The organism is Aequorivita sp. CIP111184 (assembly GCF_900489465.1).
In the GTDB taxonomy this organism is placed as follows: Bacteria; Bacteroidota; Bacteroidia; order Flavobacteriales; family Flavobacteriaceae; genus Aequorivita.
In genome coordinates this window covers 57,822-84,244 of record NZ_UEFQ01000030.1, presented here as the reverse complement: position 1 = coordinate 84,244, position 26,423 = coordinate 57,822, and the positions used below count along the sequence as shown (strand labels likewise).

Here is a 26,423-nt window from a genome sequence, read left to right as displayed (position 1 = left end):
AAACTCATGTTGTTAAAAATTAGTTAAGCATTACCAAATCGTTTTATGTATTCAAATCTTAAGCTTAAATATGTATAAAAATCTAAATTAATTATGAAAAAAATAAAACTAATCATTCCTGTGTTAGTTCTTGGACTAGTAGTTATATCCTGTACAGAATCTGACGATCAAGGAAGCGGCGAACCATTGCCAAATACTGTATTTGCAAATGTTTATGCCACCAGTAATTTAAATAATTCAATCGCTGCTTTTGATTTTACAGCCAATGGAATTCAGCTGCGACAATTTTCAACATCTTCAGATGATAACGAAGGTATTTTTTATAACAAGGAAGCAAATGAACTTGTTGTGAATTCAAGAGCACAATCTACTATAAACACTTATAGTGACATAGACGAGACTGCTAGTGGTAGTTCATTGAGTTTATTTCTCTCAAGCGATACAGTATTAGAAAGTCCTCGTGATATTGCAGTAAAGGATAATTTCTATATAGTTTCAGATAACGCAGATGTTGATGGTAATCCTGACACTCCAGACGGAAGATTTTTCATATTTACACGTGATAATTCAGGCTATACCCTAAGAAATATTGTAACAGTTGATTATGCAGTTTGGGGAATACAGCTTATAGGTAATGACCTTTATAGCGTAGTAGATAAAACTGGTGATGTTGCGGTTTTGAAAAACTTCATTATAACTTATACAACCGATGTAACAGCAACTCCTGATAAGCAAATTACTATTGGAGGAATTACGCGTACCCATGGTATAACAGAAGATGAAGGTTTTGTTATACTTACAGACATTGGTGATGCAACAAATGAAAGTGATGGTGGTTTCCAATTTATTAACAACTTCGTTTCAAAGTTTGATGCAACTCCAAACGGAGGTACTCTAGAATTAGCTGGAAATCAAGTTAGGGTTTCAGGTTCTTTAACTGGTTTGGGAAATCCAGTTTCAGTAGCGTATGTGCGCGCAGACAATTCAGTGTTTATTGCAGAGCGAGCTAGTGATGGCGGTAAAATTTTATTTTTCTACAATGTTGGAGCAGGTGGTAATTTAGTACCAGACTTAAGTACTCCATTTCCTGGAGCTTCGTCTCTATATTATATCAATAGATAAAATTCAGTTTTAAACATAAAAAAGCCACCTTATCGGGTGGCTTTTTTATGAATTTATATTTGGTTTATTCTTCTTCCGAAGATTCTTCCATTGTATGATAAACGTTCTGTACATCATCATCTTCTTCAATTTTTTCTAAAAGTTTTTCAACGTCAGCAGCTTCTTCTTCAGTCAATTTTTTTGTAACCTGCGGAATACGCTCAAAACCCGAAGAAAGAATTTCTATTTTATTTTCTTCCAAATAAGATTGAATTGCACCAAAACTCTCAAAAGGAGCGTAGATCATTATTCCATCTTCGTCCTCAAAAATTTCCTCAACGCCGTGGTCTATTAATTCTAGTTCTAATTCTTCAATATCCAACCCTTCTGGATGTATTCTGAAGTTACAAGTATGATCAAACATAAATGAAACGGAACCAGAAGTTCCCATATTACCATCACATTTGTTGAAATAGCTTCGAATATTCGCAACGGTACGTGTGTTATTATCTGTAGCAGTTTCTATTAAAATTGCAATACCGTGTGGTGCGTACCCTTCAAAAAGAACTTCTTTGTAATCGCCTAAACTTTTGTCGCTGGCGCGTTTTATAGCGCGTTCTACATTGTCTTTAGGCATATTTACCGCCTTTGCGTTTTGGATTACAGCACGCAATCTAGAATTTGCATCTGGATCGGGACCGCCTTCTTTAACGGCCATTACTATGTCTTTACCAATGCGTGTAAAAGCTTTGGACATTGCAGACCAACGCTTCATTTTTCTTGCTTTTCTGAATTCAAAAGCTCTTCCCATATTTAAAATATTTATGAAGTTCTCTACTGCAGATCTAATAATGTTTTCTTTAGCGAAGTAGAGAGGTTTTTAATTAGTACAAATTTAAAAATTTGATTGGCACTGCAAATTTTAATTTAAATTATCCAATAAGATCATCAATAATCTTTGCCAATTCAAAATCCTTTTCCGTAACACCATCTGCATCGTGGGTTGAAAGGTATATTTCTAATGAATTGTAAACATTGCTCCACTCTGGATGGTGTTGCATTTTTTCGGCTTCAAAAGCAATTCGGGTCATAGCGGAAAACGCTTCCTTAAAATCTTCAAATTCGAAAATAGTATGCAATGCACCTTCGTGATAATCCCAACCTTCAAATTCATTCAATTTTTCGTTGATCTGTTTTTCTGATAAAGCTTTCATTTGTTTGTAATTTTGTTTTTTAATATATGATGGAATGTCCTAATAGCCCATCTTTGTTTAATTTATATATGGGGAAAGGACATTTCATAATTTATTTTTTTATTTAATTGACATAATCTCTTCGTTTAGACTGCACTCTTCAATAACCTCTGCAACAGTCATTTGGTGTGGATTTTTTAATTTATTTTCCTTCGGAAGTATAGCATTGTATCTATCTTCATTACTGTTAAAAACACTTTTAAAGATAGGCATTTTATCGCCCATTTTTGAAGTGATTTCCCGAAAAAGATCTTCGTGATGAACCATATCAATGCTTGCTAAGTGAAAAATTCCTCGAAGTGATTGGTTGACTATGTAATGAATTTGTTGGCACACTTTATTAATGGTCGTGGTGGTAATCACTAAATTAGGAAATACCTCAAAAGTAGCTTGGTGCCGTATGCACTGTCTTAAATGCAGAACCTCGGGTGAGTTGATGCCAAGAACCATTGGTAGCCTTATAATTGCTGTTTGTTGGGGAATAGTTTCCAACAATAATTTTTCGACTGAAATTTTAAATTTCCCAGAAGCAGTCTCAGATAATGTTATATCATTTTCATACGAAGGATATCTAAACTTCCCATCAAATACTTCTGAAGAAGAAATATAAAGCACCGAACAACCCGCATTTATCAATGCATAATTAACTATTTGTTGATACGCTTCAAATTGACTTTTATAATCTCCGTTAATTGCCGAAATTATAATTGTAGGTTGGATTTTGTTAAGCAATAAAAGCATCGAATCTTCTTCCACACAAAAATTATGGAAAACTTGATTTTCCGAAAAAGCGCCGTATTGTTTACAGTAGGTACAGTGAACTTCAAAATAGGAGAGAAGCTCTTTATAAATAGCATTGCCAATAAAGCCACTACCGCCCAGAATTAAAACCCGTTGCTTTTCTACTTTCTTCCTCATTAAAATCAGTTCCTAACTTTTAAAATATGGATAACTTTGTTTTGGTAGTAAATTGCTCCAAAGCCTGCATACCTAAATATGAATTTCCTTTTGGGTTTAGTGCTGGCGCCCAGGTTGCAATGGTAAAACAATGTGGCAATAAAGCTACAATTCCTCCACCAACGCCACTTTTTCCAGGCAAACCCACTTCAAAGGCAAACTCACCGGCTTCGTCATAGAAACCGCAGGTTAGCATTATTGCATTAATTCGTTTTACTTGGCTGGCTGTTAAGTGTTGAATATGTTTTAAACACTTTCCCCTATTTGCAAAAACGAAAAAAGCGTTGGTAAGTTGCCTGCAATCCATCATTATTGAACATTGATGGAAATAGAATTCTAAAACATCTTCCACATCATTGTGAAGATTTCCATAAGCCTTTAAAAGATTGGCGGCAGCGTAATTGTTGAAACCAGTCAATCTTTCTGATTCGGCTACTTTTTCACTATAAGAAATGGTTTCGTCGTGGGCCAATTCCCTCACAAAGTTCAAAAAATCTTCTTTTGGGTTTTTAAGATGTGAAAGCAAAATATCAGCAATTACAATGGCTCCAGAATTAATCAGCGGGTTTCTTGGAATTCCATCTTCTAGTTCCAAAAGTGAAAGTTGGTTGAAAGGGTGTCCCGAAGGTTCCACATCAACACGTTCCAGCAAATCATTGCCCACTAGCTGAAATGCTTTGGCAAGCGACAGTACTTTTGAAATACTTTGAATGGACAATTTTTCCGAAGCATCGCCAACCGAGTAATTTTCGCCAGTAATTAGGTGTAAATGTATTCCGAATTTATCTTTGGGTACATTTGCCAATTCTGGAATATAAGATGCAACTTCCCCCGTATTTTCAACTTTTTTAAGTGACTCGTGAATTTCTTCTAATATAGCTTGGTAATCCAACATTAACCTTTGTAAAATGGGGTTTTCACCACTGTTGCCGCAACGGGTTTGTTTCTTATCTGAATGAAAATTTCAGTGCCTGGAGCGCTGTTTTCATTGGTAACATAGCCCATCCCGATTCCTTTGTTCAATGAAGGTGCCATTGTTCCACTGGTAACAACACCAATATTGTTGCCGTCTTTATCTGCAATTTCGTAATCATGTCTCGGTATTCCACGTTCGTTAAGTTCGAAACCGATGAGTTTTCTTTTTACGCCTTCTTCTTTTTGCTTTTTCAGATTCTCTGAATTGACAAAATCCTTAGTGAACTTTGTAATCCAGCCCAAACCTGCTTCCAAAGGAGAAGTAGTATCATTTATATCATTTCCGTAAAGACAGAAGCCCATTTCAAGTCTAAGTGTATCGCGTGCAGCCAGTCCAATCGGCTTAATGCCAAACTCTTTTCCGGCCTCCATCACTTTGTTCCAAACTTGCTCTACTTCGCTGTTTTTGCAATAAATCTCGAAACCACCACTTCCGGTATAGCCAGTTGCGCTTATAATTACGTGATCAATTCCTCCGAAATCAGCAACTTTAAAATGATAGAATTTTATGGCGCTTAAATCTTCAGAAGTTATTGATTGCATGGCCTCTATAGCTTTTGGACCTTGAATGGCTAGTAATGAATAATCTTCTGAAAGATTACGCATTTCTGCACCCATGGTGTTATATTTAGAAATCCAATCCCAGTCTTTATCAATATTTGAAGCATTTACAACTAGCAACCATTTTTCAGCTTCCAGACGGTACACAATCAAATCGTCAACAATACCTCCTGTTTCGTTGGGAAGACAGTTGTACTGTGCCTGCCCATTAACAATTTTTGAGACATCGTTACTACATACTTTTTGTAGTAAATCCAACGCTTTTGGTCCAGTAACCAAAAATTCTCCCATATGCGAAACATCAAAAACGCCTACATCTCTTCGGACGGTTTCGTGTTCAGCATTTACCCCTTCGTATGAAACGGGCATATTATAACCTGCAAACGGAACCATCTTGGCGCCTAATTGTTCGTGTATATTTGAAAGTGCTGTATTTTTCATTTTAATAAGATTTTCGCAAATGTATTACAATACTTAAAAGTTAACGATTGTTTCAAAGGATTATTTTCAACAATTTTCACGTTAAAATCATCTTAATCGCCTTCGCTGTTCTCAATGTTTTCAATACTTTTAAAAGAAAAACGATGGCAACTACAATCTCAATGAATCCCTATACAGGCGAGGAACTTAAAAGCTATAAAAACCATACAAAGAAAGAAGTTCCGGAAATTATAGATAAAGCCGATAAACGCTTTTATAGCTGGCGAGAAACCTCATTTGTTGAGCGGAAAAAGTTGATGCTTGCTGCTGCTTCAGAATTAAAGAAAAATAAAAAAGAATACGCCGAAACGATGACTTTAGAAATGGGTAAACCAATTTCTCAAGCTATTGCAGAGGTGGAAAAATGTGCTTGGGTGTGTGAATATTACGCCGAAAATGCCGAAAAGCAACTTCGAAATGAAGAGATAAAAACTGATGCCTATAAAAGTTATGTGAGTTACGAGCCTTTAGGAGTTGTGCTCGCAATTATGCCTTGGAACTATCCCTTTTGGCAAGTTTTCCGTTTTGCAGTTCCAGCACTTATGGCGGGAAATATTGGTGTTTTGAAACATGCTTCAAACGTTTTTGGAAGTGCTTTAAATATTGAAAAAGTTTTTAAAAGAGCTGGATTTCCAGATAATTGCTTTACTACATTATTGATTGGGAGTGATGTCGTGGAAGAAGTTATTAAAAACGAAAAAGTAAAAGCCGTGACACTTACCGGTAGTGGTCCCGCAGGTTCTTCCGTAGCTTCCATTGCTGGGAAAAATATAAAAAAAACTGTTTTGGAATTGGGTGGAAATAATGCCTTGGTTGTAATGAAAGATTGTGATATGGACAAAACCATAGCAACCTGCTTACAGGCGCGTTTTCAAAATACGGGGCAGAGCTGCATTGCGGGAAAGCGTTTGATAATTGATGAATCCATTTCGGAAGAATTTGTTGAAAAATTGCTTGTAAAAGTGCGCGAACTAAAAAGCGGGGATCCAATGGATGAGGAAACATATATTGGAACTTTAGCTCGGGAAGATTTGGCGAAAGATTTAGAAATGCAAGTAACCGCTTCGATAAAAGCTGGCGCAAAATTGGCAATAGGAGGAAAGCGACAAAGGGCTTATTTTGAACCAACGGTATTGACAAATGTTTCCGAAAAAATGGTTGTTTTTAAAGAAGAAACCTTTGGTCCTGCACTTTCTGTAACAACTTTTAAAACAGTAGAAGAGGCCGTTGAACTATCCAACAATTCAAAATTTGGATTGGGAGTTTCCATCTTTACTAAAAACATTGAAGAAGCGGAGAAACTTGCCTTCCAATTTGACGATGGTGCCGTTTTTATAAATGAATTAGTAAAAAGCGATCCACGTTTACCTTTTGGAGGAACCAAGGAAAGTGGCTACGGGCGTGAGCTTAGTGAACATGGAATCCATGAATTTCTGAACAGGAAAACTGTTTTTATCAATAAATAGATACAAATATATTTTTGTCCGCTATAACGCAGTCGAGAATTTTTAGATATAAATTCTAAATTTATTTCTCGACTGCGTTTAACTAGACAATTTTTATCCTTTCTTCAAAAAATCTTCTTTAGTTTGAAGTTCAACTTTTTGGATATTGTTTTTTTCTAAAAACAAATTGAATTTCTTCCCTTCTTTTTCCATGATTTCGGAGTAGTTCTTTTTCTCTTTTGAAAAATTGTCGGTAATCAATTCAAAATTGGCTTTTGAGGCGCCAGAAACTTTATTGAAATTTGAAGCAATGTTGCTATAAAGATCTGCCATTTTTTCCCGTAGTTCAGGATCAGCTGATGCTACATAGTTATCACCTGTTGTAATTACCAAATCTTTCCGAAGGTTTTCCAATGCATTGAATAATTTTTGTGCATCTTTTTTTCCTTTAGGATTGTTTTCCATTACTTCATTAGCTTTTTCTTGGGTTTCGTTTATTTCATAAACCATATAGGCCAAATCTTCAACCATATCATAAAGTTTTTTGGTGAGTGCTTCCTGCTCTTTACGTTGTTCCAAAGTGGTGATGGATTTTTCATCGTACTTCACATCAATCTCGTGACTGTAGGTTTCTTTTCCCTTCGTCATTACAACTTTGTACTTTCCAGCAGGAACTCTTGGAGATGCAAAACCACCGTAGGCAAGGGTTTTAGCTTGCGCAACTTTTGGATTTGTCCCGGTGAAATTCCAAGAAACAATATTGATCCCTTTAGATTTTCCAGGAGCAATGGAAGTGATTCTATTTCCATTCATATCTTGGATTTCCATTTCCATCTTTCCAAAAGTGTGACGTTTTTTCAAATAGTAAACAATTTGGGCATCGGTATTTTTATTTTCTCCAACAAACTGTGTTTCTGCGCCAAAACTTCCGCTGAAGCCGCTATCTTCAGTCATTGTGAAAGGTTTGGTTTCAAAAAAGTGAACTTCTTCATTTAAAATTTCTGGAGTTAGTTCCCGCAATGGGCTTATATTATCAATTATAATAACGCCACGCCCGTGGGTACCCATCACTAAATCATTAGTGCGTTTTTGAAGATCAATGAAATGTACGGCGACAGGAGGCATATTGTTAGTGAATTGAGACCAGTTTTTTCCGCCGTCAATAGTTATATAAAGACCGAATTCTGTTCCGAGGAATAGTAAATCTTCATTCACATAATCTTCTTGAATATTTCTCACGAAGGATTTTGAATCGATATCTGCTGAAATAATTGATTTCCAAGTTTTACCGTAATCAGTAGTTTTTAAAGCATATGGTTTCATATCACCCGAACTGTGTCCTTCAAAAACCGCATAAGCTGTTCCTTTACCATGAATACTAGCTTCAATGTGATAAACCCATGTGTTTTTTGGAATACCTACCAGGTTTTCGGTAAGGTTTGTCCAAGTTTTTCCACCATCGGTTGTAAGCTGAACGTTTCCGTCGTCTGTTCCAACCCAAATTATGTTTTGATCCAAAGGCGATTCTGCAATCGTAAAAATCGTAGTATATTTTTCTGCTCCGCTATTATCAACGGAAAGACCACCGGAATTGGCTTGATCCTGTTTCGTTTTATCGTTTGTAGTTAAATCTGGTGAAATAATTGTCCAACTATCTCCCATATCGTCTGATCGATGCACAAATTGACTTCCCATATAAAACCTATCTGGAGCGAAGTTGCTCACGGCCATTGGCGCATTCCAGTTAAAACGTAATTCAGGGTCTCCCTTTTTCGGTTGTGGTTGAACGGTTGTTGTTCTATTTCGATCTACATCATAGCGCCAAACATTTGCCGCACCCTGCATTTCGGAATAGATAATATTTTTTGTAGGATGCTTCAAAACCCTAAAGCCATCACCATAGCCAACACTATTCCAATCGCGTGCAGTTACACCGCCTGGAGCAGAAGAAGGACCATACCAACAGCCATTATCCTGTAAACCTCCGTAAACATTATAAGGTTCAGCGTCATCTACACTTATGTGGTAGAATTGTGAAAGTGGAAGGTTTTCAACTATTTCAAAAGTTGAACCGCCATTCCAAGAACGGTATATGCCACCGTCAGTTGCAGAATATATAATATCACTATTATTAATATCAAAAACAATATCGTGAATGTCGCTATGCATATTTCCGAGATTCTTGAAGGTCTTTCCGCCGTCACGACTTATGGAGCCTGTAAGTCCACCTTTGGCAATAATGTCTGGATTTTTGGGATCGATTGTAATTCTTGAAAAATAAAAAGGACGCACAGTCAGTCCAAAATCACTATTTAAATGTTCCCAGGAATTTCCGGCATCGTTAGATTTCCAAAGACCGTTAGTGTTTTTTTCTCCTGTTTCAATTACGGCGTAAATTATTTTGCTATCGCTTGGTGCCATTGCAATTCCAATTCTTCCTAAATTACCTTTTGGAAGATCTTTTGTCAATTTATTCCAAGTTTTTCCACCGTCTGTAGATTTGTAGATTGCGCTATTTTCTCCTCCAGAATTGAATCCCCAGGCAGTTCTACGGAATTGCCACATAGAAGCAAGCAAAACATTTGGGTTTTTAGGATCCATCAAAATATCTGAAACACCCGTTGATGGACCTACATATAGAATTTTATCCCAAGTTTTTCCGCCGTCTGTAGTTTTATAAACACCACGATCTTCACTATCGCTCCAAAGTGCTCCCAGAACGCCTACATAAACTTCATCTGTATTGTTTGGATTAATAACAATAGATGCAATTCTTTCCGAATTTTCAAAACCTGGAATTTCTTTCCAATTGTTACCACCATCGGTAGATTTATAGAGTCCATTTCCAACAGACACTGAGTTTCTAGTCCAAGTCTCGCCTGTACCAACCCAAATAACTTCGTCCGGATTTTTAGGATCTAATTTTACAGCGCCAATAGATTGTGCGTGTTCATCAAAAATAGGAGCGAAGGTAGCACCGCCGTCGCCAGATTTCCAAACGCCACCACCAGCTGCGCCAATATAAAGTATACGAGCATTTGTGGGATGGTTTTCAATGTCGTTAACACGGCCACTCATAAGTGCTGGACCTATATGCCGGGCTTTCATATTGCCAAAGAGCTCTTTTCCTTTTAAAGAGTTTTCTTGAGCATGAACAAAAGTTAGTGATGAAACAATTGCAAGAAATGTAATAATAGAGGTTTTCATAATGGTCGGTTTTTGGTTATTCAGTTGAAATGGCAGAAATCATTTAAAAAAAAATCCCCGAGCGAGCAGGGATTTTTTTCATATGTAATATTGTTATTCTTTCTTTACTGAATCGGTTTCAGTAGCGGGAAAAGCAAACATTGCCTCATTTATTTCAGGATTTAATACCACTTCCTTTAATTGAATTCCTTGTCCAGCCATTGAAAGGGCAAAAGGGAAGTATAAACCATCAACCTCTTGATAATCACTCATAGTGCTCACATTCATTTGGCCTTTCATTGGACCTTGTTTGATTTCGCTCTCAGTTACAATTGGCACATAATTTTCTGTATCAAAGTAATAATATGAAACATTTGGCTGCTCAATTCCATCAACCATAATAGGTGATTGGGTAAGTTTTATTTTGTAAGTTTCAGTACCTTCTTTGGTTTCTTTGCCCATCATTTCAACAGCAAACCCTTTTTCTTTGTAATTCATAAAAGGAGTTGGAAAATCCTTCATTTGCTTTTTCATATTCTCTGTAGTTTCTGCATCACTTTTTTCTGGAGCCATAGTCATAAAGTTAGTTGTCCACATTGTGTTTCCGTCAAATGCAAGTTGGGTTATTTCCTGTCCTTGAAAATTAATTTTAACCAACTGTTTACCGTCATTAGTTTGATAAATTTCAACTGGAATTTCCATTCCTTGGGCATTTGCAGTAGCGGTCATTTTTACACCTTGTAGTTTTTCCCAAGCAGCTTTGCCGCCTGTGTTTTCAAGATAATTGCTTATTATTTCATCTGCCGTCTGGGCTGATACTGGCGAAATAGCAATTAATAAAAATACGATGGTAAGTGTTTTTAAGATTTTCATAAATAAAATTTTAAGTTTTAGTAAAGATAAGACTAACAGCATATATAAAAGTTACAGCAATTTAATTTTTTGAAGATAAATTTTAAGAGTTATCTTTACTTAAACATAAATAAATATGAAATTTGGAAAAGTTGATCATCCTGAAAACATAGATTTTACCCTCCCAAAAGATCATCCCGGAACTAAGAAAATTCTCTTAAAACATAAGAAGGCTGAAAAACCAAATCTTTATGTAGGCTGCGCAAAATGGAACAAAGCTGACTTAAAAGGATTTTATCCGCGAGGCACAAAAGATGAATTGACCTATTATTCAACACAGTTTAACAGTATTGAACTGAACGCCACATTTTATAGAATTTTTTCAGCTGATACCTTTGCGGGTTGGTATGAAAAAACACCCGAAGATTTCAGGTTTTTCCCGAAATTTTTTCAGGGAATATCACATTGGAAAAGACTTCAGGATTGTGCAGATACTTTGAATGAATATATTTTAAACGCTTCAAATTTGAAAGAAAAGCTGGAAATGCCTTTTGTTCAGCTTCCGGACAATTTTGGACCAAAAAATATTGACAGGCTTGAACCGTTTTTCAAAATGCTTCCAAAAGATATAAAACCTGCAATTGAATTTCGACATACAGACTGGTTCAATAATGAAGAAGTTGCAGAGGAGCTTTATAAAATTCTTGAGAAATATAAAATTACAAACGCCATAGTTGATTCTGCCGGAAGGCGTGATTTGCTTCATATGCGGTTAACAACTCCAACAGCTTTTATTCGCTATAACGGTGCCAACCACGGAAGTGATTACACACGTCTTGATGATTGGATTGACAGATTGGAAACTTGGATTGATGAGGGTTTGCAGAACATTTATTTTTTTGTACATCAAAATGTTGAAAAAGCTTCCCCTTTGCTTTCGGCACATTTTATAAAAAAAGCGAATGAACGGTTTGGAACGGACCTTCATATTCCACAAATGGATAACCCAAATACTTTATTTTAAATGAATTTTCACACAAGAAAATGGATTAAACCCGAAGATTTAAATCCCAACGAAACACTTTTTGGCGGCCGGTTGCTGGAATGGATTGACGAAGAAGCAGCGCTTTATTCAATTATTCAAATAGAAAACCCGCGAACGGTAACTAAATTTATGAGTGAAATAAACTTTAGAAGCTCTGCGAAAAAGGGAGATATAATTGAAATAGGTTTAGAAGTTATAAATTTTGGTAGAACTTCTTTGACACTTGCCTGTGAAGTTCGAAACAAAATGACCCACGAAGTTATTGTTAGTATCGATAAAATTATAATGGTAAGCTTAGATGAGGCTGGAAATCCATTGCCACATGGTAAAATGGAAATTGAATTTGTAAAGGACCGATTGGCAAAATAACATTATGCCAAAGCTTGAATGTCTTTTCCTGTGGGCAGCTCAAAAATTTCCAAGTCAAAATAAGGGATAGCAGCCAATAAATGGTCAAAAATATCTGCCTGAATGTGTTCGTAGTTTACCCAACTCTTATCTTTACTATAGCAGAATATTTCAATCGGAATTCCTTTATCAGTAGGTGCTAAGTGGCGCACCATTAAAAATAGATCTTTATTGATGGCAGAGTTTTCATTTAAAAATGCATCTGCATAATAGCGGAAAACTCCAAGGTTTGTTTGATTTCTGCCGTTTATCAATAATTCTTTATCAATTTCATTTTTCGTATTGAACTTGATCACATCTTTTTGGCGATGCTCCAAATAAGGCTTAATCAATTGGATTTTCTTTAATTTATCGATATCTTCTTCAGAAAGAAAATGAATGGAAGATTGTTTAATAAATATAGCACGTTTTATTCTTCTTCCATCGCTTTCCTGCATTCCACGCCAGTTTTGGAAAGAATCTGCTATTAAACTGTAAGTGGGAATAGTTGTAAAAGTATTGTCGAAATTCTGGACGCGAACTGTTGCCAGATTTATTTCGGTTACATAGCCATCTGCACCAAATTTACTGAACGTGATCCAATCTCCAATACGCACAATATCATTCACTGAAACTTGAATACTTGCTACAAAGCCAAGGATAGTATCTTTAAAAATTAACAAAATTACTGCCGAAGCTGCTCCAAGTGTTGTAAGACTTACAATTGAAAATCCTGTAAGAAGTTGAATTATCCAAAAGATACCTACGCCCCAAGCAAAAATCATCATCACCTGCACATAGCTTTCCATTGGTTTATCTTTAAACCTTTCGCTTTCTTCAAGAAATTTGCGGGTGCTTCGCAGAATACTTCGAAAAATATAGATAAAAAGGATGACCGAAAAAACTTTTGCTATAATCAACAAAAGATTTGTCATTAATGGTGACTCAATAAAAATTATTGGAATCAAGTGCCACAAAATGATCAAAGGCACAATATGGGCAACAAATCTCGGAAAATTGCTTTTCACAAGATAATCGTCAAAAGTAGTTTTGGTTTTATTGCTAAATGCCTTGAAAGATTCTATGATGAATTTTCTAAAAACGATATCAAGAATAAAAACACCAATAAAAACTATAATACAGTTTACAACTACATTAAGAAAAATAGCCCATTCAAGAGTCATTCCCTCACCAATAAGATACTCTTGAAGTAAACAACTGTATTTCTGTATCTTTTCTGTATTCATTATAGATATTTACGTTCTACATAAAATGGACCAAATGGCAGTACAGAGCACATAATAACAATGATTAAATCTTTAATTGACCATTTCAATTTATTGAACATATAAATTGCGCCACCAACGTAAAGCACAAATAAAACACCGTGAGCCATCCCCACAATCTGAACCATTTGCGGCATATTCCAAATATATTTTAAAGGCATTGCAATACCTAAAAGTACAAGAAAAGATATAGCCTCTAAGGTGCTGATTAATCGAAATGATTTTATTGAAAGTTCCAATGTTTTTTGGTTTTTGGCAAAGATACACCTTGCATATTTGTCTGCTAAACTTTAAGATTAATTTAAACGAAGATTTCTTTTGGGAAGAATGATTATCTTTAAAAGAAAAAAATGCTCGCATTGCTACAATCGCCTACAGAAACAATCCAAAATTCTATAGAAAACTATTACGATGAATTTTTAAAGATACTTCCACGTGTTGCATTGGCAATATTGGTTATAATTTTGGGCGTTTTGCTGGCTCAGGTATTGACCAATTTTTATAAAAAACAATTTCAGAAAAAATCTGAAGACCCTTTAATGTCCAGATTTTTGGCGCAAGCAGTAAAAATCGTGCTTATTATTATTGCAATTATGCTCGCATTGCGAATAGCAGGATTGGATGGAATTGCCACGGGGCTTTTAACAGCAGTTGGCGGCGGGGCAATAATTTTGGGATTTGCCTTTCAGGATATTGGGAAGAATTTTTTAGCAGGAGTTATTCTTGCTTTCAATAGACCTTTTAATATTAACGATACCATTAAGGTTGATGATATCTTCGGAAAAGTGAAGGCTTTGAGTTTTCGGTATTCCCACATAAAAACATTTGATGGTCGCGATATTTACATTCCCAATAGTGATGTACTTACAAAACCGGTTGAAAATTATACAGCAGATGGTTTTTACAGAGTAGATTTTACTGTGGGTATTGGCTATGAAGACGATATAGAAGCGGCTAAAAATGTGATACAAGTAATTTTGGATAGCAATAAGGAAATTATTAGGGATGAGTTTCATGAAAACTTCGTTATTGAAGATGAACTTGCTGCAAGTACCGTAAATTTAAAAGTCTATTTTTGGGTTGATACGGTTGACTATCGACGCGCTTCAAGAGTTTTACGTGGTTTGGTAATCAAAGAAGTAAAAGAGGCTTTAGCCGCTAAAGATTTCAATCTTCCATCAGATGTTATTGAATTAAAACTTTATAAAAACACGCCCGAAATTCCATTTAGAATGAGCAAAGAAGTTAAAAAGGAACTTCCGAAAAAGGAAAATTAATTTAATCGCACGGAAGAGGTACATTCAACGTTTTATAGCTCCAGTTTTTTCGGAAACTGAAATGCCACCATTCAGTTCGAATGGTATTAAACCCAAATTTGCGCATGCCTTCAAAAAGCAATTTTCGGTTTTCTAAAATATCTTTTGAAAAATTGTAATTATCAATATGCGCTTCCTTTCCAAAATAATCATAATCACTGCCCATTTCAACATAACACCCATCTAAAGTTTCCAGGGTAATATCTACGGCCGCACCTTTATTATGAATAGATCCGTTTCCATAAGGATTCCCAACATAAGTTGGTCGTGGAACTTTAGCCCACATCTTTTTTTGCACGTCCAACGGACGATAGCAGTCATATAATTTTATTCTGTAGCCTTTTTTGCAAAAATATTGATTGGCTTGTAAAAGAGCTTCTGCAACGTCAGGCTGGAGCAGACACTTTGGACAGTCATACAGGGTTTCACCTATAAAATTGTTTGGAGTGGCGTAGCGTATTTCATAGTTAAATTCAGTTGAAAGTGTTTCAAGATTGACCAAGGGGGCTTGAGATTTTTCTTCCGAAGAAAAACTGAATAGCAAAACCGTGAAAAGTAGAATAATTAGCAATTTCATTTCTCAAATTTAAGCAGAATTTAATAACATTCGCTTTCGCTATTTGTAACTTTGGTAAAAACGAAAAAACATGAATGATTTAGGAAAAAAATCCGCACTGGTTACAGGCGGTACAAAAGGAATAGGTTATGGAATTGCCGAAGCTTTGCTAAAAGAGGGCATTAACGTTGCTATAACCGGAAGAACAAAAGAAACAGCTGATGAAGCCGCAAAACAATTAAACGCCAATGGAAATGATAGGGCACAAGCCATTGGTTTGGAAGCAGACGTCCGTAGTTATGAAAGTCAGCAAAAAGCAGTTAAAGACGCTGTTGATAAATTTGGAGGAGTTGATATTGTAATTGCAAATGCTGGATTGGGACATTTTGGCTCTGTTGAAGATATTACTATAGAAGAATGGAAGGAGACCATAGACACGAATCTTTCTGGACCATTCTATTCTTTGAAAGCGAGTATTGACCAACTGAAAAAAAATAAAGGGTATTTTATAAGTATCTCCAGTTTGGCGGGAACCAATTTCTTTAAAGGTGGAAGTGCGTACAACGCGAGTAAATTTGGTTTAACAGGTTTTACACAAGCTGCAATGCTAGATCTTCGCGATTATGGGATAAAGGTGAGTACAATTATGCCTGGTTCGGTTTCAACTCATTTTGCTGGTAATGAGCCCGATGAGAAAGGTGCTTGGAAAATACAAAAGGAAGATATTGGTGAATTAATAGTTGATTTACTGAAAATGAACCCGCGCACGCTACCAAGCAAGATAGAAGTGCGACCAACTATGCCTCCTTCAAAATAAATTACATATTTAAAAATAGCGTATAAAAAAGGCGATTCATTTTAAAATGAATCGCCTTTTTACCATAGTTATTTACTCTCTATTTTTAGTTTGCAGAAAGCAAGGCCAAAAATTTGTCAAGATTTGGCAAAATTACAATACGTGTTCTTCTGTTTGAGGCACGACCTTCTTTGGTTTCATTTTCCGTTAATGGATGAAAACTACTACGTCCAGCTGCAATCAACTTTTCAGGAGCCACGCCATATTTATCTTGTAATATACGGATAACGGCTGTTGAACGATCAACACTCAACTCCCAGTTGTCTTTAATATAGGCACCTGGCTTTACAGTTTGGCTATCGGTATGACCTTCAACCATAACTTCCAAAGCAGGTTCGCTGTTGATTACATTTGCAAGACGCTCTAAAAGGGGATTAGCTTTAGAGTTAACACTTGCACTTCCTGATTTAAACAATAATTTATCAGAAATGGTAATCATTACCACAGTTTCATCAATATCAATTTTGATATCATCTTCTTCACCTTCGCCAACTAAACTGCTGTCGAGATTCTTTTTAAGATTGTGCGAAACAATAAGATTCATTGAATCTTTAAGGGTTTTAGCTTGTGCCAATTCTTGGGGATCTACATTGGCAAGGGCTTTCCTCATTTTCTCTTTATCGTTTTCTGAAATTACAACACCTTCAATTTCTTGCAGGCGGCTGTTATTACTGTCAGTTAACGATTGAATCTTTGAATTGTAGCTAGCAACGCGCTCTTCAATCTTGGCGTATTTGGCTTCAATTTCTTCTTTTTCAAGCTGGGTTTTAGAGAGTGTAGAGCGGGTATCATTGTATTGATTTTCCAGTTCTACATACTTCTTTTTTGATACACACGAAGTAGCAAAAAGTGCTCCTGCCAGCAGGGTTAGTGCAATAGCTTTTTTCATAATACTTAAGTTTTAAAGGTTTGTTATGCAAATATAACCGCCTACCTCACCAAAAAATTAGTTAATGGATGCTATTGTTTTGTTAAAAGAAATTCTTCAGAAAAGTTTAAAAACGTATCCCAAAAGCCAATAGAGTATAATAAATACCACTATGGTTCCAATACAGCCGCATTTTCCACCACCAATTTTTTTGGCGCCCCAACCGGCAAGCAATATCCTGAGCAATTTTTTCATAATTATAGTTTATGGTTGATTTAACAATTTATTCTTTATTAGCAGAAGTAACACTTGAAGATTCTTCCCGTGGAGCCATCTGCAATTTGTTTTTTCCGAAATCCAAAGTGCGGATAGGGAAAGGAATGTTGATTCCAGCTTCATCAAAATTCTTTTTAATAAGTTTTATGGCTTTGTGTTGTGCTTCTAATTTTGGCTTTGGTTTAGTGCTTTCAACCCAAAAACGAGTTACGAAGTTTATCGAACTATCACCAAATTCAGTAAAAAAGAATTCCACGCCCTCATTTTCCTTTTGCTCAAAATTCTCAGACATAGCTTTTACCACCAAATCCTCTACCTCTTGTAAATTACTTTCATAACCTACACCGCAGCTTACATCTACTCGTGAACGATGTGACCATGAATAATTGGTAAAGGGGTTTTCTATAAAAACTGAATTGGGAATTACAACATACTCATTATCCGTTTGGCGAATTGTTACATTTCTAAGATTTATTTCATCAACATAACCGCTTTTTCCTTGTGCATCAATAAAATCTCCAATTCGAACTTTGGGCAAAAAGGAAAGCATAAGTCCCGAAAAAGTGTTGCTAAGTGTTCCCTGCAAAGCTAAACCAATAGCCAGCCCAACTACACCCGCACCGGCAAGAACAGAGGTAAGTATTTTGTCCAGCTGCATTACACCCAAGGCCACAAAAAAGCCAATGAGAATAACCACAGCCTTTACTATTTTCGCAAGCATCTGTTTTACGGATTCATCTACTATTTTCCTAAAAAGTATTTTATATGAAAGTCTTTTTAATCCTTTGGCAATAAAATAAAATATAACCATTACCAATACTGCCACAGCGAAGTTGGGAAGTTTTAGAATGATGGCATCAAGCCAACCGTCAAGCTTGTTCCATAAATTTGAAATTGAATCGTTTACTGAAAATTTTTCTGACATATTATATTATTTAAAAAAGAGTGGAAAGCATAAAAGTACCCAAAACCCAAAGAATCAGGGAAAGAATGCCTCCAATTATAAAAAAATGTTTGAACTTATAAAAGCCCATTCCATATATTAAAGTGTTTGTTTGATAACCCATTGGGGTGAAAAAGCTAAAGTTGGCACCGAACAAAACCGATAGAATAAACGGTTTCATGGCTAAATCGAGACCTACGGCAACAGCAATGGCAATTGGGGTCATTATAATTGCCGTAGCGTTGTTGCTCACTACACTACTCATTAACATTGTTATTAAAAATATTAAACCAATAACAATAAGGTTTGATTGGCCGCTCAGTATGTTGAGTAAATGGTCTGAGATCCATTTGTCTGCTCCTGTATTATTCATTGCTATTCCAAGTGGAATCATTCCCGCAAGTAGAAAGATTACTTGCCAATTAATGCGATGATACACATCATTTAAATCTAAGCAACGCGTTAGCAGTAAAAGACAGACACCTGTAAGCGCGCTAATTAAAATAGTTAGAATTCCGCTTGCGGCCAATGCAACAACCAAAATCAATATAGCGAAGGAGATAGTTCTTTTTTTGATATTTACTGATTTGGTTTTGTGTTCCCTTAAAATGGCTACGTTCTCCATTTCATAGAGTTGGCCAATTTCATTTTTTGGAATTTCTACCAGTAATCTGTCTCCCGGTTTAAGCGTTATTTGGTTTATGTTTTTACGGATAAGTCGTTCTTTTGTATTTCTAATATTTCTTCTTTTTTTAATGGCTATAGGTAATGCATTTTGAAACGTTTGTTTCCTTAATTGTTTTAATGTTTTACCTATTAAAATTGATCCTGGAAGAATAAGTACTTCAACAAAACCCCAATCTTCTGATTTTTTTTGTATTTCTGTTTCTTCTTCATTTAAAAGTTGGCTTTTATCTATATCTTCTTGCGTTTTATGTATGCTCAATCCTTGTGAATCGTTAAGTTTTGATAAATTTTCTAAATCGCACATAAGTACTAATTTATCATTTTCCTTTAAAGTAATATATCTTCCGGGAGCATTAGTATTTTGCTTATTTCTTGTTAGTTTTAGTATAGAAATTTCAGGATTAGTATAGAGGAATGTGTCCTCAATTTTTTTATCTATTAAATCTGAGTCTTTATTGATTACTACCGTTGTTACATAGTTTTCCAAATCATAAGCTTCTTGCAAATTTTCCTTAGAATCATTCGGAAGCCATCTTGAGGCAATGGTTACCACAATTATTCCAACAATTAGAAAGATAAGCCCAAAGAATGAAAATTCAAAAAAGCTGAAACGTTCCGCGCCCAAATCTTTTGCAACTGAATTTACAATAAGGTTTGTAGAAGTTCCCATCAGTGTGCAACTTCCTCCTAAGATTCCCGCGAAAGAGATGGGTAAAAGTAATTTTGATTGGGGAAGATTAAATCGCTTAGATAATTCTGAAATGATTTTTATAAAAACAATTACCACCGCCGTAGTATTTATAAATGCAGATATACCACCCGTAATAAACATAAGGATAGGCAATAATAGAAAGAGGGGGAGAATATGAAGATTTTTAAGAAAACGCGCCAGCGAAGCTATTACACCATTGTCTTCTAGCGCTAGGGCAATAATCATTAGGGAAAGTACTGTGATTGTTGCTGTGTTTGAAAAACCTGAAATTGCTTCTTCAGGTTTCACCAAACCCGTTAAGGCTAATGAGGCAATAATCAGCATCGCTATTTTGTCTACTGAAAAGACTTCAAAAGCAAATAGAATAATAGTTATAAAGAGAATAGAAAAAACGAGTATTATTTCTGTGGTCATTTTGGTTGATGGTTGATCTTATAAAGATAACCGCAGAAATAAAACCCGTTCCTAAGAAATTCATAAAATATTGACCTGTTCAATATTTTAACTTTTTTGTTTATCCAAGATATTTCTTCAATATGTGGCTTTTTGAGGTTTGACGTAACCTGCGAATCGCTTTTTCACGAATCTGACGAACGCGCTCACGGCTCAAATCAAAAGTATCACCTATTTCTTGCAAAGTCATTGGCGGTTGTCCACAAAGGCCAAAATTTAATTTTACCACATCTGCTTCTCTAGGTGCCAAGGTATCAAGCGCACGGTTTATTTCGATGCGCAAAGATTCGTGCAACAAATTTTTGTCTGGATTAGGGCTTTCGCCGGAACTAAGAACATCATATAAATTGTTGTCGTTCTCTCCTTCTTGAAAAGGGGCGTCCATGGAAAGACTTCTCGTAGAGTTTTTAAGCGAACTTTTCACTTTAGACTCACTGAAATCAAGCTCTTTGGCAATTTCAGCAGCAGTTGGGATCCTTTCAAATTTTTGCTCCAAATGGATTGAAGCCTTTTTTATTTTATTTATATCACCAATTTTGTTCAACGGCAACCGAACCACACGTGACTGCTCTGCAATAGCTTGCAAAATAGCTTGACGGATCCACCAAACAGCATAAGATATAAATTTAAACCCTCTGGTTTCATCAAATCTTTTTGCAGCTTTTACTAAACCAACGTTTCCTTCGTTAATAAGGTCAGGAAGACTAAGGCCTTGGTTTTGGTATTGTTTTGCCACGGAAATCACAAATCGTAAATTTGCCCTGCTCAATTTATTTAGAGCAGCTTGATCTCCTTCACGAATTCGTTGGGCCAACTCAACTTCTTCTTCGGCCGTTATCAAATCTATTTTGCTAACATCCTGTAGATAACTGTTTAAAGATTTGGTTTCTCGGTTGGTTACTTGCTTCGTGATCTTAAGTTGTCTCATATATTCTTTATGTTTTTAATAATAACACGGCATAGTAAGACATTTTGTTTTAATTTCCAAATAGTTAACACAAGTTGTTAAAATTTGATAGTCCAAATAATTTTAACTATTTTCAAGAAAAAATGAAAATGAAATTTATGAAAAATATACTTTTTGTATTATTTACACTTCTAATAACTACATGTTATGCTCAAAAACCGACAGAAGTTCCTAAACCAAGCGAAAAACCAATTGATTTAGGTAATCCCGCAGATGTAATTATATATATAGTTTTGCCATTGTGTGCCGTGTTATTTTTCTTTATTTGGCGCGGAAAAAGAAATAAAACAAATAAATAATCTTTTAAATTATTTAACAGCAACTTATCTTTTTTGCTACTATTTTTGGTGCAATTGTTGTAACTCCAATTATTAAATTTCATATTATGGTGAAGCATTTTGTTGCTCTTGGTTTTTATATAATTTGCGGAACTGCATTTTCCCAAATAGACTTATCTAATAGCTCTGTTCGTTTTGATTCCTCCGAATCTAATATAGAAAATACTACAGGTTTTGAAATTCCTGCAGTAAAAGCTCCATCACTTTCTAATACAAAAAATCCAAACACGTCGAATAATTCAGATCTTGGAAAAGAAAAAGAAAAGCAGATTGACATGGAGAATGGGGATGGATTGTTGGAGTATACAGGAACTAACAAGGCTCCGAAGTATTTCACAAAAGATAAAGAAGAAAAACCCGAATATGGAAAAGACCAATATCTTGGAGATTTTAAAACAACTGCAAAAACGGCGACTTTCATGTACCGCGATCACGAGTTTGTGGATGGAGATATGATTCGTGTATATGTTAATGGCGATATTGTAATACCCCAAGCCAGATTAGAGGGTAGTTTTAGAGGTTTTGACCTTCCTTTGAAATCAGGTTTCAATAAAATAGATTTTGAAGCATTAAATCAGGGTTCTTCTGGGCCCAACACTGCCCAGCTCAATATTTACGACGAAATAGGCACTCTTTTGGCTTCTTATGAATGGAATCTTCTCACAGGTAATAAAGCCACTGCAATTTTAGTTAAGCAATAAATCCCACAAACTTTTAACTTCAAAATAATGATGTAAATTAATTTTTTATGATGTAAAGTGTATTTTACAAAATAAATAGTATGTTTGTCATATTGTTAAGTAAACTTACATTAATAAAAAACCCAATACTATGAACAAACAAAAATTTTGTGAAGCGGAAGAACGCAGATTAAACTGGCTCATTAATTTTAAATTGCCTAATTATTGGAAAAAGATAGGCTGGAGTATTCTGTTTGTATCTCTTGCTTTAATTCTATTTATAAAATTTCTAAATGATGATTTTGATTTGCTGAAAAACATCTTAAAAAAGTCAATGCTAATTGGCCTTTTGATTGTTACAATTTCAAGCGAAAAAATTGAAGATGAATTCATTGAAAGTCTAAGAAGCAAATCCTTTACATTGGCTTTTATATTGGGGGTTATTTATGTGTTAGCTCAACCTGTGGTAAATTATTTTGTATCGCTTATACTACAATCTGAGAATACAAATTATGAGGATTTGGGTGATTTTCAAATCCTGTGGTTCCTTCTGGTTGTTTATTTAACGGCATTTTGGTCATTAAAAAGGAGAAACTCATGAAAAACACTTTAAAAGTAGAACGTGCTATTCTCAATCTAACACAGGATGAACTTGCTAAGGAAATTGGAGTCTCCAGACAAACAATTAATTCAATTGAGACAAATCGATACATTCCTTCAACTCTTTTATCCCTTAAGTTGTCAAAGCTTTTCAATAAACCAGTAAATGATTTTTTTAAACTTGAAGAAAAAGATTAACCAGCTTATATTTTATAACCGATTTTTAAATTATTAGTTTTCGGCTCAGTTAAATTTCCCTTAATTAAACTGAAATAACTCTACATATCCTTTAAATTTCTTTTGAAGCGCTGTAATTTTATGGAAAATAACAGCTTTATGAATGTTTCTCAACAAATACTCGAAATCCTTAAAGACGTTGGCGTAACTCAGATTTGGGGTGTAACTGGCGATGCCTTAAACACATTTACAGATGCTCTTCGGGGTGATGACCAAATAAAATGGAACGCAGTGCGTCATGAAGAAAATGGGGCATTTGCAGCCTGTGCTGAAGCCCAAATGACGGATAATCTCGCTGTTTGTGCAGGAACAGTTGGACCGGGAACACTTCATCTAATTAATGGTTTGTACAATGCTAAAAAAGAACGCGTCCCAGTGCTGGCAATAAGCGGACAAGTAGCTCGTGTAAATATTGGAACTAACTATTTTCAAGAAGTAGGACTCACGAAAATATTTGACGATGTGTGTGAGTATCAAGCCGTAATACGATCGGCTGAAGAAGCACCTAGAGTTGTTTTGAAAGCCATACAAATCGCTTTGGAACAGCGTGCAGTTGTTAGGGTTGAAATCCCAGTAGACATTGCGATAGAGGAAGCAAAAGGTGATCATTACACACATCCAGTATTTCGCGGAAATGCAATCTTGGTTCCATCTGATGAAGATGTTAATAAAATTGCAAATGCTATAAACGAAGCTGAAAAAATAACAATTCTTGCTGGTGCTGGTTGCAGAAACAGTAGGGAGGAAGTCTTAGCACTTTCAGAAAAAATAAAAGCACCAATAGTACATACACTTCGTTCATCGGACGTAATTCATAATTATGACAAAAATGTGGTGGGACTTACGGGACTTATTGGAAATCCATCGGGTTATCACGCAGTGATGAAAGCAGATGTACTATTGATGTTGGGAACTGACTTTCCGTACAGTAATTTCTTGCCTGAGGATTCAAAAGTAATTCAAATTGACAAACGCATAGAAAATATTGGTAATCGCGCTAAAGTTGACATTGGTGTTCAAGGGGATTGTTTGGCAACACTTCAGAAATTAGATTCTAAAATTCTACCAAAGAAAAATTCTGAATTTTTGGATAATCTGCTTGAGAACTTTAATAAATGGAAAAAGCAAAAGGAGGAAAGCAGTAGTTTAAAAAATAACGAAGAGCCTTTGCACCCTCAACTTTTTATGAATGTTTTAAACCGAAAAGCTTCAAATGATGCATGCTTTACCGTTGACGTTGGCGAAAGCGCTATTTGGGTAGCGCATCATTTAACGCTTCATGGAAGGCGAAGACTGTTAGGATCCTTTAATCACGGTTCAATGGCCGTCGGTTTTCCCGCAGCAATGGGTATTCAATCTGTAAATCCTGGCAGGCAGGTTTGGGCTATAGTTGGCGATGGGGCTTTCGGGATGTGTATGAATGATTTTATTACCGCAGTTCGTTATAATTGGCCCGTAAAGATTTTAGTTTACAATAACAGTCAACTCGGTTTCGTGAAAATTGAAATGGAAGAAGCGGGCTATGCAATGTCTGATGAAGCCCTAAATCTTCAAAACCCAAATTTTGCAGAATACGCTAAACTTTGTGGAGGCGATGGAATAAGAGTAGAAAAAGCAGAAGATATTGATAAAGCTTTTGATATGGCTCTCGCTTCGACCAAACCATTTATTATTGATGCCGTTACAAATCCTGGAGAACTTTCATTACCGCCTCATATTACATTTGATGAAGCTTGGGGCTTTGGGAAATCAAAAGTGAAGGAAATTCTACTTTCTGTAAAAGGCGATAAAAATCAAAAAAATAATTTGATGGATGAAATAAAAGCATTCTTTCACAATTCAAAATAAATTAAACATACTTTACAAAATGAGAGAAGCAATCCAATTTACATTTATAGTTTTAATAATAATTGCAATAATCACTTTCACCGCCATTTGGCCAATTTACGGTTTTTCTATTTTAGCGGCTTTAATCTTCGGAATTGGTATTTACGATCTGTTTCAAAAGAAACATTCTATTCTCAGAAATTTTCCCGTTCTGGGACATATGCGTTTTCTTTTGGAAATGATTGGGCCTGAAATCCATCAATATTTTGTGGAAGATGATACAGACGGAAAGCCGATAGACAGAAATCACAGAACCTATATTTACGAGCGGGCAAAACTTCAAAATGAAACCCATCCTTTTGGAACTGAACTGAACGTGGAAGCCGAAAATTATAAATGGATGAAACACAGTATTTATCCATCAAAACTTCTGGAAGAATCACCACGAGTTCTTGTTGGTGGACCAGATTGTAAGCAGCCATACAGCGCGAGTATCTTTAATATTTCAGCAATGAGCTATGGAGCGTTGAGTAAAAATGCTGTAATGGCACTCAATCTAGGAGCTAAAGCTGGAAACTTTTTTCACGATACAGGCGAAGGCGGAATTGCAGAATACCATTTAAAAGGTGGCGATTTGGTGTATGAAGTGGGCACGGGTTATTTTGGCTGTAGAACGGAGGATGGAAAATTTTCTCCTGAAAAATTTAAGGAAAAGGCAGCACTTCCAAATGTAAAAATGATTGAAATTAAAATATCGCAAGGTGCAAAACCTGGACATGGTGGTGTTTTGCCTGCGGTAAAAAACAATGAGGAAATAGCCGAAATAAGAGGTGTAAAACCACATACAACAGTGTTATCGCCTCCCGGACACAGTGCGTTCAGTGATGCCGAAGGACTTTTAAAATTCGTAAAACAAATGCGTGAGCTGAGTGATGGAAAACCTATAGGTTTTAAACTATGCATAGGCAGCAAGCAGGAATTTATTGACATTTGCGAAAAAATGGTTGAAACGGGTATAAAACCAGATTTTATAACTGTTGATGGTTCAGAAGGTGGAACAGGAGCCGCTCCCATAGATTTTTCAAATTATGTGGGAATGCCTTGGGAAAAAGCGCTTGTTTTTGTTGTAGACACATTAAACGGGTATGGTTTGAAGGAGGACATTAAAATTGTTACAGCCACAAAAATATTCACCTCCTTTGATATTTTTAAAGCACTCTGCATTGGTGCTGACATTTGTAATTCGGCACGCGGAATGATGCTTGCTTTGGGGTGCATACAGGCTTTAAGATGCGACACTAACAAATGTCCAACAGGTGTAACCACAAACAACCCAAGCTTGATGCGCGGTTTGGTGGTGGAAGACAAATGGAAACGTGTTAAAAACTATCAGGGTCAAACGGTAAAGGAATTTTTGGAACTTTTTGCAGCTGCAGGTTGTAAAACCCTTTCAGATTTGAATAGAAGTTATATCTTTAAGCAAGTAGAAACTGAAATAAAATGCTACGAAGAAATTTACCCTACAATAGTGAAGGGAAAATTTCTAAAAGAAATATATAACGCTTACTGAACCTAAACA

The 26,423-nt window shown here is 35.7% G+C and carries 27 protein-coding genes; 12 read left to right on the top strand and 15 right to left on the bottom strand.

Going from position 1 to position 26,423, the window contains the following annotated elements:
* Nucleotides 1-93: 93 nt before the first annotated feature.
* Nucleotides 94-1,122, top strand: a complete 1,029-nt coding sequence (locus AEQU1_RS14825; protein WP_111882349.1) for a hypothetical protein — start codon at nt 94-96, stop codon at nt 1,120-1,122.
* Nucleotides 1,123-1,186: 64 nt separating this feature from the next.
* On the opposite strand, the gene AEQU1_RS14820 is transcribed toward AEQU1_RS14825, so the two are convergent.
* The 5 genes from AEQU1_RS14820 to gcvT form a co-directional block, all read right to left on the bottom strand.
* The gene (locus tag AEQU1_RS14820) at nt 1,187-1,912 is read right to left on the bottom strand and encodes a YebC/PmpR family DNA-binding transcriptional regulator (RefSeq protein ID WP_111882347.1); all 726 of its coding nucleotides are present in this window, start codon (nt 1,910-1,912) and stop codon (nt 1,187-1,189) included.
* A 121-nt stretch (nt 1,913-2,033) separates the two neighbouring features.
* Nucleotides 2,034-2,315 carry a 4a-hydroxytetrahydrobiopterin dehydratase gene (locus AEQU1_RS14815; RefSeq protein ID WP_111882346.1) on the bottom strand — a complete coding sequence of 94 codons (282 nt, stop codon included), beginning with the start codon at nt 2,313-2,315 and terminating at the stop codon, nt 2,034-2,036.
* A gap of 99 nt (nt 2,316-2,414) precedes the next feature.
* Entirely contained in the window at nt 2,415-3,272 is an 858-nt protein-coding gene (locus AEQU1_RS14810) for a sugar nucleotide-binding protein (RefSeq protein ID WP_111882344.1), read from the bottom strand.
* Between the two features lie 19 nt (nt 3,273-3,291).
* Nucleotides 3,292-4,206, bottom strand: a complete 915-nt coding sequence (locus tag AEQU1_RS14805) for a glutaminase (RefSeq protein ID WP_111882343.1) — start codon at nt 4,204-4,206, stop codon at nt 3,292-3,294.
* Nucleotides 4,206-5,288 carry a glycine cleavage system aminomethyltransferase GcvT gene (gene gcvT, locus AEQU1_RS14800; RefSeq protein WP_111882341.1) on the bottom strand — a complete coding sequence of 361 codons (1,083 nt, stop codon included), beginning with the start codon at nt 5,286-5,288 and terminating at the stop codon, nt 4,206-4,208. The genes AEQU1_RS14805 and gcvT overlap by 1 nt, the downstream gene beginning before the upstream one ends.
* A gap of 143 nt (nt 5,289-5,431) precedes the next feature.
* Here gcvT and AEQU1_RS14795 point away from each other — a divergent pair, with 143 nt between their 5' ends.
* Nucleotides 5,432-6,793, top strand: coding sequence for an NAD-dependent succinate-semialdehyde dehydrogenase (locus tag AEQU1_RS14795; RefSeq protein WP_111882340.1), 1,362 nt, complete (start codon nt 5,432-5,434; stop codon nt 6,791-6,793).
* Between the two features lie 93 nt (nt 6,794-6,886).
* On the opposite strand, the gene AEQU1_RS14790 is transcribed toward AEQU1_RS14795, so the two are convergent.
* Both AEQU1_RS14790 and AEQU1_RS14785 read right to left on the bottom strand, forming a co-directional pair.
* On the bottom strand, nt 6,887-9,979 hold the full coding sequence (locus AEQU1_RS14790) for a VPS10 domain-containing protein (protein WP_111882338.1): 3,093 nt from the start codon (nt 9,977-9,979) through the stop codon (nt 6,887-6,889).
* A 93-nt stretch (nt 9,980-10,072) separates the two neighbouring features.
* Complete coding sequence (locus AEQU1_RS14785; protein WP_111882337.1) at nt 10,073-10,831, bottom strand: outer membrane lipoprotein-sorting protein; 759 nt, start codon at nt 10,829-10,831, stop codon at nt 10,073-10,075.
* Nucleotides 10,832-10,946: 115 nt separating this feature from the next.
* Here AEQU1_RS14785 and AEQU1_RS14780 point away from each other — a divergent pair, with 115 nt between their 5' ends.
* Both AEQU1_RS14780 and AEQU1_RS14775 read left to right on the top strand, forming a co-directional pair.
* A complete protein-coding gene (locus tag AEQU1_RS14780) occupies nt 10,947-11,834 on the top strand; it encodes a DUF72 domain-containing protein (RefSeq protein WP_111882335.1) in 888 nt (295 codons plus the stop codon).
* The gene (locus tag AEQU1_RS14775; protein ID WP_111882333.1) at nt 11,835-12,224 is read left to right on the top strand and encodes an acyl-CoA thioesterase; all 390 of its coding nucleotides are present in this window, start codon (nt 11,835-11,837) and stop codon (nt 12,222-12,224) included.
* 2 nt (nt 12,225-12,226) lie between these two features.
* On the opposite strand, the gene AEQU1_RS14770 is transcribed toward AEQU1_RS14775, so the two are convergent.
* Both AEQU1_RS14770 and AEQU1_RS14765 read right to left on the bottom strand, forming a co-directional pair.
* Nucleotides 12,227-13,489, bottom strand: a complete 1,263-nt coding sequence (locus tag AEQU1_RS14770) for a mechanosensitive ion channel family protein (protein ID WP_111882332.1) — start codon at nt 13,487-13,489, stop codon at nt 12,227-12,229.
* Complete coding sequence (locus tag AEQU1_RS14765; RefSeq protein WP_111882330.1) at nt 13,489-13,767, bottom strand: DUF3817 domain-containing protein; 279 nt, start codon at nt 13,765-13,767, stop codon at nt 13,489-13,491. The genes AEQU1_RS14770 and AEQU1_RS14765 overlap by 1 nt, the downstream gene beginning before the upstream one ends.
* Before the next feature lie 111 nt (nt 13,768-13,878).
* Between AEQU1_RS14765 and AEQU1_RS14760 the strand changes: the two genes are divergently transcribed.
* On the top strand, nt 13,879-14,805 hold the full coding sequence (locus tag AEQU1_RS14760; protein ID WP_111882328.1) for a mechanosensitive ion channel family protein: 927 nt from the start codon (nt 13,879-13,881) through the stop codon (nt 14,803-14,805).
* 1 nt (nt 14,806) lies between these two features.
* On the opposite strand, the gene AEQU1_RS14755 is transcribed toward AEQU1_RS14760, so the two are convergent.
* On the bottom strand, nt 14,807-15,421 hold the full coding sequence (locus AEQU1_RS14755) for a M15 family metallopeptidase (RefSeq protein ID WP_111882327.1): 615 nt from the start codon (nt 15,419-15,421) through the stop codon (nt 14,807-14,809).
* Between the two features lie 70 nt (nt 15,422-15,491).
* Here AEQU1_RS14755 and AEQU1_RS14750 point away from each other — a divergent pair, with 70 nt between their 5' ends.
* Nucleotides 15,492-16,217, top strand: coding sequence for an SDR family oxidoreductase (locus AEQU1_RS14750; protein ID WP_111882325.1), 726 nt, complete (start codon nt 15,492-15,494; stop codon nt 16,215-16,217).
* Nucleotides 16,218-16,302: 85 nt separating this feature from the next.
* Here the strand turns inward: AEQU1_RS14750 and AEQU1_RS14745 are convergent, their stop codons facing one another.
* The 5 genes from AEQU1_RS14745 to AEQU1_RS14725 all read right to left on the bottom strand — a co-directional run bounded on the left by AEQU1_RS14745 (nt 16,303) and on the right by AEQU1_RS14725 (nt 21,123).
* Nucleotides 16,303-17,145, bottom strand: a complete 843-nt coding sequence (locus AEQU1_RS14745) for an OmpA family protein (protein ID WP_111882324.1) — start codon at nt 17,143-17,145, stop codon at nt 16,303-16,305.
* Between the two features lie 96 nt (nt 17,146-17,241).
* Nucleotides 17,242-17,379 carry a hypothetical protein gene (locus AEQU1_RS14740; protein WP_181566792.1) on the bottom strand — a complete coding sequence of 46 codons (138 nt, stop codon included), beginning with the start codon at nt 17,377-17,379 and terminating at the stop codon, nt 17,242-17,244.
* 28 nt (nt 17,380-17,407) lie between these two features.
* Nucleotides 17,408-18,325 (bottom strand): mechanosensitive ion channel family protein, encoded by a 918-nt coding sequence (locus AEQU1_RS14735; protein ID WP_111882322.1) that lies wholly within the window; start codon nt 18,323-18,325, stop codon nt 17,408-17,410.
* A gap of 10 nt (nt 18,326-18,335) precedes the next feature.
* On the bottom strand, nt 18,336-20,156 hold the full coding sequence (locus AEQU1_RS14730) for a sodium:proton antiporter (RefSeq protein WP_111882321.1): 1,821 nt from the start codon (nt 20,154-20,156) through the stop codon (nt 18,336-18,338).
* Nucleotides 20,157-20,256: 100 nt separating this feature from the next.
* The gene (locus AEQU1_RS14725; RefSeq protein WP_111882319.1) at nt 20,257-21,123 is read right to left on the bottom strand and encodes an RNA polymerase sigma factor RpoD/SigA; all 867 of its coding nucleotides are present in this window, start codon (nt 21,121-21,123) and stop codon (nt 20,257-20,259) included.
* Between the two features lie 137 nt (nt 21,124-21,260).
* On the opposite strand from AEQU1_RS14725, the gene AEQU1_RS14720 reads away from it, so the two are divergent.
* The 6 genes from AEQU1_RS14720 to AEQU1_RS14695 all read left to right on the top strand — a co-directional run bounded on the left by AEQU1_RS14720 (nt 21,261) and on the right by AEQU1_RS14695 (nt 26,414).
* Nucleotides 21,261-21,461 (top strand): adenylosuccinate synthetase, encoded by a 201-nt coding sequence (locus AEQU1_RS14720; RefSeq protein WP_146743763.1) that lies wholly within the window; start codon nt 21,261-21,263, stop codon nt 21,459-21,461.
* Between the two features lie 86 nt (nt 21,462-21,547).
* A complete protein-coding gene (locus AEQU1_RS14715; protein WP_111882316.1) occupies nt 21,548-22,201 on the top strand; it encodes a hypothetical protein in 654 nt (217 codons plus the stop codon).
* Nucleotides 22,202-22,331: 130 nt separating this feature from the next.
* Nucleotides 22,332-22,781 carry a hypothetical protein gene (locus tag AEQU1_RS14710; RefSeq protein WP_111882315.1) on the top strand — a complete coding sequence of 150 codons (450 nt, stop codon included), beginning with the start codon at nt 22,332-22,334 and terminating at the stop codon, nt 22,779-22,781.
* Nucleotides 22,778-22,978 (top strand): helix-turn-helix transcriptional regulator, encoded by a 201-nt coding sequence (locus tag AEQU1_RS14705; protein WP_111882313.1) that lies wholly within the window; start codon nt 22,778-22,780, stop codon nt 22,976-22,978. Before AEQU1_RS14710 ends, AEQU1_RS14705 begins: the two co-directional genes overlap by 4 nt.
* Before the next feature lie 120 nt (nt 22,979-23,098).
* Entirely contained in the window at nt 23,099-24,865 is a 1,767-nt protein-coding gene (locus AEQU1_RS14700; RefSeq protein WP_111882312.1) for a thiamine pyrophosphate-dependent enzyme, read from the top strand.
* 19 nt (nt 24,866-24,884) lie between these two features.
* Nucleotides 24,885-26,414, top strand: coding sequence for an FMN-binding glutamate synthase family protein (locus tag AEQU1_RS14695; protein WP_111882310.1), 1,530 nt, complete (start codon nt 24,885-24,887; stop codon nt 26,412-26,414).
* Nucleotides 26,415-26,423: the final 9 nt, after the last annotated feature.